The 12,078-nt window shown below is 68.8% G+C and carries 14 protein-coding genes; 7 read left to right on the forward strand and 7 right to left on the reverse strand.

Annotated features, from left to right (window positions below):
- Nucleotides 1-41: 41 nt before the first annotated feature.
- Nucleotides 42-524, reverse strand: a complete 483-nt coding sequence (locus ACIOVG_RS11090) for a DUF3515 family protein (protein WP_400873064.1) — start codon at nt 522-524, stop codon at nt 42-44.
- A gap of 23 nt (nt 525-547) precedes the next feature.
- Here ACIOVG_RS11090 and thiL point away from each other — a divergent pair, with 23 nt between their 5' ends.
- Nucleotides 548-1,543, forward strand: coding sequence for a thiamine-phosphate kinase (gene thiL, locus ACIOVG_RS11095; RefSeq protein ID WP_400873067.1), 996 nt, complete (start codon nt 548-550; stop codon nt 1,541-1,543).
- On the opposite strand, the gene rsmD is transcribed toward thiL, so the two are convergent.
- Nucleotides 1,544-2,140 carry a 16S rRNA (guanine(966)-N(2))-methyltransferase RsmD gene (gene rsmD / locus ACIOVG_RS11100; RefSeq protein ID WP_400873070.1) on the reverse strand — a complete coding sequence of 199 codons (597 nt, stop codon included), beginning with the start codon at nt 2,138-2,140 and terminating at the stop codon, nt 1,544-1,546.
- A gap of 61 nt (nt 2,141-2,201) precedes the next feature.
- Here rsmD and ACIOVG_RS11105 point away from each other — a divergent pair, with 61 nt between their 5' ends.
- The 6 genes from ACIOVG_RS11105 (at nt 2,202) to mutM (ending at nt 7,334) form a co-directional block, all read left to right on the forward strand.
- A complete protein-coding gene (locus tag ACIOVG_RS11105; RefSeq protein WP_400873073.1) occupies nt 2,202-4,382 on the forward strand; it encodes an ATP-dependent DNA helicase RecG in 2,181 nt (726 codons plus the stop codon).
- Nucleotides 4,383-4,436: 54 nt separating this feature from the next.
- On the forward strand, nt 4,437-4,934 hold the full coding sequence (gene coaD / locus ACIOVG_RS11110; RefSeq protein WP_400873075.1) for a pantetheine-phosphate adenylyltransferase: 498 nt from the start codon (nt 4,437-4,439) through the stop codon (nt 4,932-4,934).
- Between the two features lie 127 nt (nt 4,935-5,061).
- Entirely contained in the window at nt 5,062-5,556 is a 495-nt protein-coding gene (locus ACIOVG_RS11115) for a YceD family protein (RefSeq protein WP_400874741.1), read from the forward strand.
- A gap of 2 nt (nt 5,557-5,558) precedes the next feature.
- Nucleotides 5,559-5,768, forward strand: a complete 210-nt coding sequence (gene rpmF / locus ACIOVG_RS11120; RefSeq protein ID WP_013586329.1) for a 50S ribosomal protein L32 — start codon at nt 5,559-5,561, stop codon at nt 5,766-5,768.
- Between the two features lie 17 nt (nt 5,769-5,785).
- Nucleotides 5,786-6,478: a ribonuclease III gene (gene rnc / locus ACIOVG_RS11125; RefSeq protein ID WP_400873079.1), complete on the forward strand. Its 693-nt coding sequence runs from the start codon at nt 5,786-5,788 to the stop codon at nt 6,476-6,478.
- A complete protein-coding gene (mutM, locus tag ACIOVG_RS11130; RefSeq protein WP_400873082.1) occupies nt 6,471-7,334 on the forward strand; it encodes a bifunctional DNA-formamidopyrimidine glycosylase/DNA-(apurinic or apyrimidinic site) lyase in 864 nt (287 codons plus the stop codon). Before rnc ends, mutM begins: the two co-directional genes overlap by 8 nt.
- A 68-nt stretch (nt 7,335-7,402) precedes the next feature.
- Here mutM and ACIOVG_RS11135 read toward each other — a convergent pair whose 3' ends face one another.
- The 5 genes from ACIOVG_RS11135 to ACIOVG_RS11155 all read right to left on the reverse strand — a co-directional run bounded on the left by ACIOVG_RS11135 (nt 7,403) and on the right by ACIOVG_RS11155 (nt 11,975).
- Nucleotides 7,403-8,722 carry a permease gene (locus tag ACIOVG_RS11135; RefSeq protein WP_400873085.1) on the reverse strand — a complete coding sequence of 440 codons (1,320 nt, stop codon included), beginning with the start codon at nt 8,720-8,722 and terminating at the stop codon, nt 7,403-7,405.
- A complete protein-coding gene (locus ACIOVG_RS11140; protein WP_400873088.1) occupies nt 8,719-9,414 on the reverse strand; it encodes an ABC transporter ATP-binding protein in 696 nt (231 codons plus the stop codon). The genes ACIOVG_RS11135 and ACIOVG_RS11140 overlap by 4 nt, the downstream gene beginning before the upstream one ends.
- Nucleotides 9,415-9,514: 100 nt before the next feature.
- Nucleotides 9,515-10,594 carry a GNAT family N-acetyltransferase gene (locus ACIOVG_RS11145; RefSeq protein WP_400873091.1) on the reverse strand — a complete coding sequence of 360 codons (1,080 nt, stop codon included), beginning with the start codon at nt 10,592-10,594 and terminating at the stop codon, nt 9,515-9,517.
- Entirely contained in the window at nt 10,591-11,682 is a 1,092-nt protein-coding gene (locus ACIOVG_RS11150) for a GNAT family N-acetyltransferase (protein WP_400873094.1), read from the reverse strand. Before ACIOVG_RS11150 ends, ACIOVG_RS11145 begins: the two co-directional genes overlap by 4 nt.
- A 14-nt stretch (nt 11,683-11,696) precedes the next feature.
- Nucleotides 11,697-11,975 carry a hypothetical protein gene (locus ACIOVG_RS11155; RefSeq protein ID WP_400873097.1) on the reverse strand — a complete coding sequence of 93 codons (279 nt, stop codon included), beginning with the start codon at nt 11,973-11,975 and terminating at the stop codon, nt 11,697-11,699.
- Between the last annotated feature and the right edge of the window lie 103 nt (nt 11,976-12,078).

Consider the following 12,078-nt stretch of genomic DNA (forward strand, 5'->3'; position numbering starts at 1 on the left):
GAGCGGCGCAGGCTTCCTGCGGCCTCGTGACCGGCGCCGGCTCAGCTCGCCGGTGTCTCGACCCGCTCGGTGCAGTGCGCCGTGGCAGGCGCGAGCGCGGACTGGATCGTCGAGGAGAGCTTGTCGACCACGGTCGCGAAGTCGATCTCCTCGCCGCGGCGGATGTTGACCTCGATGGCCGGGTCCCGTCCGTAGGTGACCAGTCGCTGGCGGTTCTCCTCTTGATCGAGGACCAGCCAGTCGACGCCACCGAGGGTCGTGCAGTTGAGCGTCGAGGGTGCGGGTGGCTCCACGCCGCATCGCAGCACGATCGTGGGGTCTCCCCAGGCTCCGGTGGCCTGCGCGTCGGTCCAGACCCGGTCGAATCCGGCGAGGTTGTCCGGCAGCAGGACCGACACGGCGGCGCAGGCCGGGTTGTTCGCGTCGTCGGCGGGTTCGATGTGCACGGTGGTCGAGCATCCGGCGAGGAAGGCGGCCACGATCACCGCGCTCCCAGCGGTAACGAGGCGTCGGATACGGGGCATGCTTCCAGGCTACCTTTGACAGCATGCCCTCCCGACCCGAAGCTGACGATCCGCGCCTGGGCGACCTCTCCGAAGGACGCATCCTGCGCGCGATCCTCTCGCGCACCGCACCCGCGACGCATACGATCCTCGGACCGGGAGATGACGCCGCAGTGATCGCGGCGCCTTCGGGCAGCGTGGTGGCCACGACGGACACGCTCGTCCACGGCCCCGATTTCCGACTCGCCTGGACCAGCGGCTATGACCTGGGATGGAAGGCGGCGGCGGTCAACCTCGCCGACATCGCTGCGATGGGAGCGCAGCCGACAGCGCTGCTCGTCGCGCTGGCCATTCCCCGGGATCTTCGCCTGTCGTTCGTCGAGCGCCTCGCCGACGGTCTCCGCGATGCCTGTGCGGCACTCGCTCCCGGCTGTGCGGTCGTCGGCGGCGATCTGACGACCTCGGATGTCCTCACGGTCGCCGTGACGGCTCTGGGCGATCTGGAGGGACGACAGGCCGTGACGCGCTCGGGTGCGCGGCCCGGCGATGCGGTCGCGGTCGCAGGCGAGCTCGGGCACGCCGCGCATGGGCTGGCGATCCTCTTCGACAAGTTCCGCGATGGGGGATCCCCTGTTCCCGTCGACCCCGCACGGCTCGCACCGGGCGAGAGCGCCGCGCTCTCCGCTCAGTTGCGTCCAGCTCCTCCGATCGGCCTGGGGCGTATCGCCGCGATCGCCGGAGCGTCGTCGATGATGGACGTGTCCGACGGCCTGGCGCTCGATGCCGGACGCCTGGCCGCTGCGTCCGAGGTCACGATCGCTCTGAGCCGCGCAGCGCTCGGCGACCAGCCCGAACGTGCGCTCGTCGGAGGCGAGGACCACGCGTTGCTCGCCACCTTCCCGGATGGCGTGCTCCCTCCGGGATTCCGCATCATCGGTGAGGTGCGTGCGCGAGGCGAAGAAGGCCTTCTGTGCGACGACGAGCCGGTCGAGATCCTGGGTTGGGACCCGTATCGCGACTGGGACTCCGTCTCCGGCTGATCAGCTGCTGGGGGCGTCTTCGACTTCCGCGGAGCCCGGCAACGGGCTGGCCCACCAGAGTGTCGTGTCGCCGTAGTTCTTCTCTCGGAAGAGCTCGAGCCCCGCTGCGGCGAGGTCCGGCGCTGCCGAGCGCTTGGCCCGCTCCACGACGACAACCGCGTGCGCGGACAGAAGGGGAGCGAGGGCCTTCAGATCCTCGTTCATCGCCTCATCGCCGAGATCGTAGGGCGGGTCGGTGAAGACCAGGTCGAAGGGACCGGTCGCTCGCAGCAGGTAGGGGCGGACGGCGCTCTCGTGCACACGGGCGGAGGCGAGACCACCGGCCCGTGCCACGGTCGCGGCATTGCGACGGATGACGGCCGCCGCCGCGCGATTCTGCTCCACGAGTTCGGCGCTGCGCGCTCCGCGGCTGAGGGATTCCAGGCCGAGGGCTCCTGAGCCGGCATACAGATCGAGCACTCTGGCGTCGACGATCGCATCCGCCGACTCCAGCGAGCCGAACAGGGACTCCCGCACGCGGTCGCTGGTCGGGCGCGTGCCGGCGCTGGGCACGTCGAGTCTGGCGCCGCCGGCGCGGCCTGCGATGATCCTCGTCACCTGTTCACGATACGACAGCGGCCGCGCTCGGGGTGTCGGTGAGGTTCTCTAGACTCGGAGCATGTCGCTCACGCTCGATTCGTCGCTGGATGACGCGCTCGGTGCGGCACCGGCGAAGACCCTGGACCGGGCGTTCGGCATGAAGACCGTCGGAGATCTGCTCTCGCACTACCCGCGGCGCTATGCCGATCCGGGGGAGCTCACCCCGATTCGCGACCTCCCGATCGGCGAGACCGTCACGATCGTCGCCGAGGTGCTCTCGTCGAGCTTCCGGCGCATGCGCAACCGCCCTGGCGCGATGGTCGACGTCGTGATCGGTGACGGCATCGGCCGTATGTCTCTCATGTTCTTCGCCAAGAACATCGGTGCGGCCGAGTGGCGGTCGAAGGACCTCGCGGTGGGGCGCCGAGGGGTGTTCTCCGGCAAGGTCGGGATGTTCAACAACGTCACCCAGTTCGCGCACCCGGAGTACGAGCTCTTCGATGATGAGGACACCGCCCGCCGCACGGCGGATGCCCGCGCGGCCGTCCCCATCCCGATCTACCCCGCGACCTCGACCCTGCAGACGTGGCAGATCGCCCGCCTGATCGGGCGTGTGCTCGACGATCTCGACGCGGTTCCCGACCCGCTGCCCGACGATGTGCGCGTGCAGGAGGAGCTGCTGACCGCGATGGAGGCGCTGGAGCGCATCCATCGGCCACGCAGGCGCAACGACATCGACCCCGCGGTGCGCACGCTGCGCATGCACGAGGCGCTGACCCTGCAGACTGCGCTCCTGCAGCAGCGAGATGCCGTGCGCGCTCTGTCGGCGACACCGCGTACGGCGTCGCCGGGCGGTCTCCTCGAACGCTTCGACGCTGCCCTGCCGTACACGCTCACCCCTGATCAGCAGACCGTGGGTGCGCAGATCGCCCACGATCTCGTCGGGGCGTGGCCGATGAACCGGCTGGTGCAGGGCGAGGTCGGTTCGGGCAAGACACTCGTGGCGCTGCGTGCGATGCTGCAGGTCGCCGAGAGCGGGGGACAGGCCGCGCTCATCGCCCCCACCGAGGTGCTGGCAGGACAACACCTGCGGTCGATCGCCAAGATGCTCGGGCCGCAGCTCGCCCCGCTGGTGATGCCGACGCTGCTCACGGGCCAGATGCCGGCGGCCGAACGTCGCAAGGCGGCTCTGCGCGTCGCCTCAGGGCAGGCGCTCATCGTCGTCGGAACCCATGCGTTGCTGGGGGAGAAGACCACTTTCGCCGACCTGGGACTGGTGGTCGTCGACGAGCAGCACCGCTTCGGTGTCGAGCAGCGCGAGGCTCTTCGCGCCAAGGGATCGAGTCCGCACGCTCTGGTCCTCACGGCCACCCCGATCCCGCGCACCGTCGCGATGACCGTCTTCGGCGATCTCGACACCTCGGTCATCCGCACGATGCCCGCCGGCCGCGCCGGCATCCAGTCCTTCGTCGCGCCGCTCGCGGAGCACCCGGGGTGGTTCAATCGGGTCTGGGAGCGCGCGGCCGAAGAGATCGCGCAAGGGCGCCAGGTCTTCGCGGTCTGTGCGGCGATCGACACAGCGAAGAAGACGACCGAAGGCACCGAGCCTGCGGCTCCCACGCTCGCGCCCGAGGGTGGGAACGGACCGCGCTGGGGCGTCGTGCAGCTCGACGAGGTCCTCGCCACGCACCCGACGCTGGGCGGGCTGCGACGGGCCGTGCTGCACGGCCGCATGCCGTCCGACGAGAAGGACGCCGTGATGCAGGCCTTCGCGCGTGGTGAGATCGACCTGCTTCTGGCCACGACGGTGATCGAGGTCGGCGTCGACGTGCCGAACGCATCCACGATGATCGTGCTCGATGCCGACCGATTCGGGGTCTCGCAGCTGCACCAGCTCCGCGGCCGCGTCGGTCGTGGCGGTGTACCGGGGCTGTGCCTGCTCGTCACGGAAGCGGAGTCCGACACGCTCGCGCGCGACCGCGTGGAGGCGGTCGCGGCGACCCTCGACGGCTTCGCCCTGGCCGAGGTCGATCTGGAGCTGCGCGGCGAGGGCGATGTGCTCGGCGCGGCGCAGGCGGGTGTCCGTTCCTCGCTGAAGCTGCTGCGCGTCGTGAAGGACGCCGCCCTCATCACGCGGGCGCGGGAGATCGGCGAGGAGATCCTCGCGCACGATCCCGCTCTCGATGGCCACCCCGGTCTTCGCGATGCGATCAGCCGGCGTGTGAGCGATGCGGACCGTGCGGCGCTGGCGAAGAACTGACGCTGCGTTACCGCGTCGACTCGTCGTGATCGCCCGTGCCCTAGGCTGGATCGCATGAGCAGCCGGATCGCCGTCGTCCCGGGTTCCTTCGATCCGCCGACCCTGGGTCACCTCGACGTGATCCGTCGGGCCGCGATCCTCTTCGACGAACTCCACGTGCTGGTGGTGCACAACCCCGGCAAAGAGGCGATGCTCCCGATCGCCCAGCGGCTCGCGCTGCTGGAGCAGTCGATCGCCGAGGACGGGATGCCGGGCAACATCGTGATCGGCTCCTGGAGCATGGGGCTGCTGGTCGACTACGCACGTGACGTCAACGCCGGCGTTCTGGTGAAGGGCATCCGTTCGCAGATCGACGTCGCGTACGAGTCGCCGATGGCGATCGTGAACCGCCACCTCGCCGACATCGAGACCGTCTTCCTGCTGCCGGATCCCGCACACGCGCTCGTGTCGAGCTCTCTCGTGCGGCAGGTCGCATCGCTCGGTGGCGATGTGTCGCCGTTCGTGCCGCCGGCCGTCGCCTCGTTCCTCGACACCGGGGCGCGCGGAATCTGACCGCGCGGTGCCGCACTGCGCTCCCAGGCCCCTGTGCAGGGCGAGCCGGTAGCATGGTCGAGTGCGATCTCGACTGAACGGCCCCTTCGTCCTCCCCGCCCGAGACATCGTCCGACGTCCCGGTGAGATGCGTGAGCATGAGTTCACGATCACGCTGAAGGAACAGTGGGGTGAGGGCATCGTCTCGTTCGAAGCCGGTTCTGAACTCGACCTGGATGTGCGTCTGGAGTCGGTCCACGAGGGCATTCTCGTCACGGGCTCAGCGGAAGGCGAGTACGTGGGAGTGTGCGGAAGATGCCTGATCGACATCGTCCGGCCCGTCGAAGTCGAGTTCCAGGAGCTTTTCGCGTATCCTGGTGAGGAAGAAACTGACTTCGAGGTTCAAGACGACCACGTGGATCTTGAAACTCTCGTCAGGGAAGCGGCCGTACTGGCACTTCCATTTCAGCCGGTGTGTCAGCCGGATTGCCCGGGTCTCGACTCGAAAACGGGCGAACGACTGGCCGTGAGCACCGGGACGGAGCAGGCCGCTCCCATCGATCCTCGATGGAGCGCGCTCCAGCAGATCACAGACCAAGACGGCACGGCATCAAGCCGTGCCGCCGAGAAAGAAGAGAGCTAGTCATGGCTGGTAACCCCCCGAAGCGCAAGGTTTCCCGTTCGAACACCCGCTCGCGCCGCGCGCAGTGGAAGGCGGAGGCTCCTGCCCTCGTCAAGACCATCGAGAACGGCAAGGTCGTCTACAGCCGTCCCCACCAGGCCAAGGTCGTCACGGACTCGCAGGGCACTGAGCTCTTCCTCGAGTACAAGGGCCGCAAGGTCGCTGACGTCTGAGTCTCGAAACTCAGATCGTGACGGAGGTCCCCGGGGGGACGAGACCTCTCCCAGCTAAGCTCCGCGTCGACATCGACGCGGAGCTTCTGGGGTTGGCCCTCACTCACCGTTCCTATGCGTACGAGCACGGCGGCATCCCGCACAACGAGCGTCTGGAGTTCCTGGGCGATTCCGTGCTGGGGCAGGCCGTCACCGTGATGCTGTTCACCACGCACCCGGAGCTCGACGAGGGCGAACTCGCCAAGCGACGCGCCAGCGTGGTCTCCACGGTCGCCCTGGCTGAGGTCGCTCGCGGCATCGACCTGGGCAGCCATCTGCTGCTCGGGCGCGGTGAGGAGCAGACCGGCGGACGCGACAAGGATTCGATCCTCGCCGACACCATGGAAGCCGTGATCGGAGCGACGTATCTGTCGGCCGGTCCCGATGCGGCCACCGAGTTGGTGCTGCGTCTGACCCAGCCGCTGCTCGCAGACCCGGAGCGCTATGGCGCGGCGATGGATCCGAAGACCAGCCTGCAGGAGCTGGCTGCCCGCACCGGCGCCACTCCGCCGAAGTACTCGATCGAGGCGAGTGGGCCGGATCACGATCGTCGTTTCACCGCGACGGTCATCGTCGGTGACGTGAGCATGACGGGCAAGGGCAGCAGCAAGAAGACGGCCGAGATGGCTGCCGCGCTGAGCGCATGGCGCCTGCTCAACGAGCGTGCCTGAACTTCCCGAAGTCGAAGTGGTCCGAGCGGGCCTTGCACCCGCGGCGATCGGATCGCTGATCACGGCGGTGAGCGTGTTCGACGAACGGGCTCTCACCCGTCATCCGGCCGGTGCCGCCGACTTCGTCGCGCGCCTCGAGGGGCGGACGTTCACGGATGCCGGCCGACGGGGGAAGTTCCTGTGGCTGCCCCTCGACACCGAGGAGACCGCACTGATCGCTCATCTCGGGATGAGCGGGCAGATGCTGCTGCGCACGCCAGACGCGGTGGCTGAGCGACACGAGCGCGTCCGCATCCACCTCGAGCATCCCGTGCACGGCGAGCTGGCTGTGGTGTTCTCCGACCAGCGAACGTTCGGATCGCTCGCCGTGGATGCTCTCGTCGCGGATGGGCCGTCGCAGATCCCCACCCAGGTGGGGCACATCGCGCGGGACCCGCTCGACGTCGCTTTCGACGACGCGGCTTTCCGCGCGGCTCTCGCCCGCCGCGGCAGCGCGATCAAAAGGGTACTGCTGGATCAGGGCGTCGTCAGCGGTATCGGCAACATCTATGCCGACGAATCGCTATGGGCGGCGCGCATCCACCCGGAGACGCCGGCGAACGCTCTGTCGACCCAGGCCGTGCGTCGCCTGCTCGCCGAAGTCCGTGCGGTGCTGATGAAGGCCCTCGCCGAGGGCGGCACGAGCTTCGACGCGCAGTACGTCAACGTCAACGGCCAGGCGGGCTATTTCGCACACTCGCTCAATGCCTACGGCCAGCAGGGCAAGCCGTGCCCGCGATGCGGAACACCGATCGTGCGCGAGAGCTTCATGAACCGTGGCTCGCACTACTGCCCGCGGTGCCAGCGGCGACGCTGACACCGCGGGCGTAGGAGAGCCAGACGCTGTCGAGTTCCGCTCGAACGCGCCCCCATCAGAGTCGTCCCTCAGACCGTCGCGAACGATCGGGCGAGCAGGGGGCGTGTCGCACGCGTCGTCACCCAGACCACACCGATTCCGGCGCCGAGCACGGCGGCGATGGTGAGGAGCGATTCCGGCGTCGTGATGAGAGCGATGCCCAGAAGCGGGAACACCAGGATTCCCGCACACAGCGCCGACCCGATGGCGGTGATCAGCAACGGAGACATGATCGCGCGTCGGCGGGCACGGTCCATCGTCTCCCAGGGCATGCCGAGTCGATGCAGACTCTGGTGCAGCTCCCGCTGATCCAGTACATCGGACGCCTGGTTGATCCCCACGGACGCGGCGACCATCAGGAACGATCCGATCAGGGTGATGATCAGCCCGGTACGCATGTCGACGGCGAGAGCGGCATCCGCAGAACTGCCTTCGGCATTCATGAGGCCCATGAGCGAGACCCCGGTGCCTGCGAACACGGCCATGAAGCTGGCCATCGCGATGCCGCCGATCTGACGCCAGGCCGCCTGCGGAGAGTCGAGGACGATGCGCGCCGCGAGCAGTCTCTCCGGAGCGTCGGCACGACGCAGTTGACGCTGGGCGGAGACCTTGAGCACCCATGGACCGACCAGGTTCAGGACGGCCAGGGCGCCGCCGAACAGCACGGACAGCACGACGATGGTCGTGAGCAGGCCTCCGACGGAGGGGAACACCTTGATCAGTACGAAGGAGATCGCCAGCACGCCGGCTGCGACGACCGCCCGTATCCAGTGCGCGCTGGTCGCCGTGGCGCGCGTGCGCACACCGAGCGGGGAGATCACGACCCGCCGTAGCCCGAGCACGGCGCTCGATGCGGCGATGACGAGCACCCCCGCGGCGACAGCGGCGACGGCGAGCGGCGGGAGCAGTACGCCCGAGAGCCCGAGTGCCTCGCCGCGGAACGGGATGAGCGCGATCAGCGGGGTCAGGGCCAGGTAGCCGAGTACGCCGGTGAGGGCACCAGCGCCCGCGAGGAGCACCGACTCGGTCACCGTCGCCACGCCCACACCACGCGGTGTGACTCCCAGCAGGCGCAGTGTGGACAGTCGCTCATCGCGGCGCCGCGCCGAAAGGCGGGCAGCAGCGCCACCGAGCGACATCAGAGGGACGACGAGAAGCACGAGGGCGATCGCGGCGAGCGCCTGGTACAGGCCGGCGTATCCGTCGGTCCAGCTCCAGAACGACTGCGCGCCGCCGATGACGGTGAGCACGAGCGTGGTGACGACGGCGAAGGCGATGACCGGTAGCGCGACAAGACTGCTCTGCCCCGGTGCAGGGCGAAGGAGGAGCGCGAGCACGTGGCGGTTCATGCGTTGACCGCCGCCGAGATGATGCGGCCGTCTCTGACCGCGATCGTCCGTGTGCAGCGGGCGGCCACATCGGCGTCGTGCGTGACCACCGCCAGGGTCCGCCCTTGGCCGGTCGTCGACCACAGCAGCGCGTCCATGACTTCGGAGGAGGTGCGCGAGTCCAGTGCTCCGGTGGGCTCGTCGGCGAACACGAGCTCTGCTCCGGTCGCCTGTGCCCTGGCGATGGCGGTGCGCTGCGCCTGACCACCGGAGAGCTCGCCGATACGGCGGTCCTCCATGCCGGCGAGGCCGAGGGCGGCGAGCCACGCGGCGGCGTGCGGCACAGCATCCTTCCGGGAGACGCCGTTGATCATCGAGGCGAGCGCGACGTTCTCCACGGCCGTGAGCTCGGGGATCAGCAGCCCCTGTTGGAAGACGAAGCCGAAGCGCTCGCGCCGCAGGCGGGAGCGGGCGGATTCGCCGAGTGCCGTGACCTCGATCGCCGCTCCTTCGGCCGGTCGGAACGTGACCGACCCCGAGTCCGGCGTGATGATCCCGGCGAGGACGTGGAGCAGCGTCGTCTTGCCCGAGCCGGACGCGCCCATGATCGCGACGGACTCGCCGCGATGGATCGCGAGGTCGACGCCAGCGAGTGCACGGGTCACGCCGAAGGTCTTCTGGAGAGCATGGGCTTCGATGACAGGAACATTCATGCTTCCAGCCTCGTCGCCCGGATCCACCGGAGCGTCGGTCGGGCGGATGAAGGTGCGGTGCCGGCGTCATCCCCGAGGATGAGTTCGGCACCGCACGCCGTCAGATCTTCCTCTGCCAGGCGCCCGCGTACGAGACGGGGACGAATCCGAGGGCCTCATTGATGTCGAGCATCGGACGGTTCTCTTCGGCGTTGAACGTGGAGACCCGCGGCGACTGTGGCACCAGCTCTCGCCAGCGCAGCAGGTTCGCGCACTTCACGATCGTGCCGAGTCGGTGCCCGCGATGCTCCCTCGCCACCAGCGTGCCGAACTGGTGGGTCACGCCCGTGCGGTCAGAGCCGATCAGCAGTTCGTTGTACGCGACGATCTCGCCGGTGGGGATGTGCTCGACAGCCGCGACCGCGACCAGCTCTCCCGCGCTCGTCATGCGCACGTCACGACGCGCGACCCGATCCGCATCCCAGACCTCCTCGTCGAATTCCATGTCTCCGCTGGGCGCGTCGGTCACCAGCCGGGCGAGCACGGCGGCGTACCCGTCGCGCAGCGCAGGAGGTGTCGGGAGCTCCCAGGCGAGAGAGCGGTAATCCTCGCCGGCGAAGGCGGTGGCCTCGGCCAATGCATGCTCCAGGACGGCGGAGTCCGCGTACAGGTCCAGTTCGCTGTTGCGTTCGACCTGTTCCAAGCCGTAGCCGTGCGATTCGAGCAGCGCCGACAGAGCGGTGGGCGGGATGCGTCCCCACCCCGTCTTCGGCACGAGGGCGTCATCGCCGGTGACAGGACGGTGGAGCGTCCAGGTCTGCAGCACATCACGTCCGCGGCGACGCGCATCGTCTTCCGCGTGGAGCAGCAGCGCGTCCAAGATGCCCTGGTCGGCGTATGCCGCGGGGACCAGCAGATCGAACTCGGCCGCCTTCGCGTGCTCCTCCTGCGCATAGGCGAGCGACACCATGCCGACGATCTCCTCGCCACGCCGCGCGACGTACCCGACGTGGAGCCAATCGGATTCGTCCTGCCAGGAGGCGAGCATCTGCGAAGACGACTCGGCGAGGTCGGGAAGGCCCACCTCCTCGTCGCAGATGAGCCGGTTGAGCTCGCCGAAGGCGATGAAGTCCGCGGCATCCGGGTCGTCCAGGTTCTGTGGGACGGTGAGCGGAGTGATCGTGAGCTCGGTCGTGGTCATGTCAGTTCCTTCTTCCAGGCGCCCTCGTACGCGATGGCGCGGAAGCCGATGGCTTCGTTGATGGAGAGCATCGGCCGGTTCTCCTCGGCGTTGTAGGTGACGATGTGGAGGGAATCCGGCATCAGTTCGCGCCACAGCCGCAGCGCCTCGCACTTGACGAGCATCCCGAGGCGGTTGCCGCGGTGCTCCTTCAGGACGAGCGTGTCGTTCTGGTGGGTCGTGGCGGAGTGGTCGGATCCGATGCCGAGTTCGGTGAAGGCGCTGAGCTCGCCGGTCGCGATGTGCTCCGCAGCGACGACGAGCTGTGTCTGTCCCCGCTCGGCGAGCCGCTCTTCCATCTCGGTGACACGTCGCGCATCCCATTTCTCCTCGTCGGCGTCGAGGCCGGCCGACGGCGCATCGGTCGACATGCGCGACTTGAGCCAGGCGTATCCGTCGATCCGTTCGGCAGGGGTGGGGGAGAGCCAGTGCACCACGCGGTAGCCGGTGGCCGCCGCGCGGGCCTGTGCGCACAGGGTCTGCACGTGGGCGTCGATCTCAGCGGAGATGTCGAGATGACTCACGCGATACACCTGCTCGAGGCCGAAGCCCTGCCTCTCGAGGAAGCGGGCGACGTGGTCGCGGGGCACGCTGCCGAAGCCCGTCGGCGCATCGATGCGTGGACCGTCGCTCGCCTGTTGCTCGGTCCAGTTCTGGATCACAGAGCGGCCGTGCATGCGGGCGACCGCCTCCACGTGCGGGAGCACGGCGGTGCCGATACCCTGCCCCCACACGCGGGGTAGCAGCTCGATGGTGGCGATCACGACGCGCGAACCGGCTTCATGCGGAACGTCGACGACCGCACGCCCGACGACCTCTCCGGCGCGCCGAACGGTCCACACGACGGTGGTCCGTTCGGCGCGTGAGCGCAGGAGCGGCAGCAGCTCGGCGGGGGACAGGTCCTGTTCGTCCCTACCGGTCAGCTCGCGGTACACGGCGTTGCGGACGCGGGCGAGTTCGTGGAACTCGCCCGCGTCCGCTGCATCCGCGCGCTCAGGAAGCGTGAGCGGATGCAGCGTGGCATCGGCGGTGAGGACGACACTGTTCATGGCCTGACTCCGGGTCATCGCAGCTGGCGCAGCGGATCGTAGGAGTGCAGGGCGAGTGAGTCTCTGTGCGAGACGGCCAGGTCGCCGAGCGCGATCGGGTCGATGTAGTTGACGCGCCGGCGCCGGCGCCGCCTCGGCCGTTGAGCGCGTTCGAGCAGCCACACGCCGACGCGCAGCGCCAGGCGATCGGCGAACGAGAGGCGGCGCAGCTCGTCGGGTGCGGGGATATGCAGGACCGGTCGGTCCGTCGTATCCGGCGGGTGGGTGGTGTCATGGGACAGCGTGGTGTTCACGATGGTTCCTTCGAGGAAGAGATGGCGAGATGCATCGATCCGGACTCATGCCGGGTCGGCGGAGGGAGCCCGCGCAGAGCGGCGGGTGCCTGGAGCCACGCGC

This window comes from Microbacterium sp. NPDC087591 (assembly GCF_044743625.1).
GTDB lineage: Bacteria > Actinomycetota > Actinomycetes > Actinomycetales > Microbacteriaceae > Microbacterium.

Coding starts and splice junctions, on each gene's coding strand:
- rpmF (WP_013586329.1), top strand. CDS start 5,559: ATGGCTGGTAACCCCCCGAAGCGCAAGGTTTCCCGTTCGAACACCCGC.
- ACIOVG_RS11145 (WP_400873091.1), bottom strand. CDS start 10,594: ATGACCACGACCGAGCTCACGATCACTCCGCTCACCGTCCCACAGAAC.
- ACIOVG_RS11150 (WP_400873094.1), bottom strand. CDS start 11,682: ATGAACAGTGTCGTCCTCACCGCCGATGCCACGCTGCATCCGCTCACG.
- ACIOVG_RS11105 (WP_400873073.1), top strand. CDS start 2,202: ATGTCGCTCACGCTCGATTCGTCGCTGGATGACGCGCTCGGTGCGGCA.
- ACIOVG_RS11140 (WP_400873088.1), bottom strand. CDS start 9,414: ATGAATGTTCCTGTCATCGAAGCCCATGCTCTCCAGAAGACCTTCGGC.
- thiL (WP_400873067.1), top strand. CDS start 548: ATGCCCTCCCGACCCGAAGCTGACGATCCGCGCCTGGGCGACCTCTCC.
- ACIOVG_RS11115 (WP_400874741.1), top strand. CDS start 5,062: ATGCGTGAGCATGAGTTCACGATCACGCTGAAGGAACAGTGGGGTGAG.
- ACIOVG_RS11135 (WP_400873085.1), bottom strand. CDS start 8,722: ATGAACCGCCACGTGCTCGCGCTCCTCCTTCGCCCTGCACCGGGGCAG.
- ACIOVG_RS11090 (WP_400873064.1), bottom strand. CDS start 524: ATGCCCCGTATCCGACGCCTCGTTACCGCTGGGAGCGCGGTGATCGTG.
- coaD (WP_400873075.1), top strand. CDS start 4,437: ATGAGCAGCCGGATCGCCGTCGTCCCGGGTTCCTTCGATCCGCCGACC.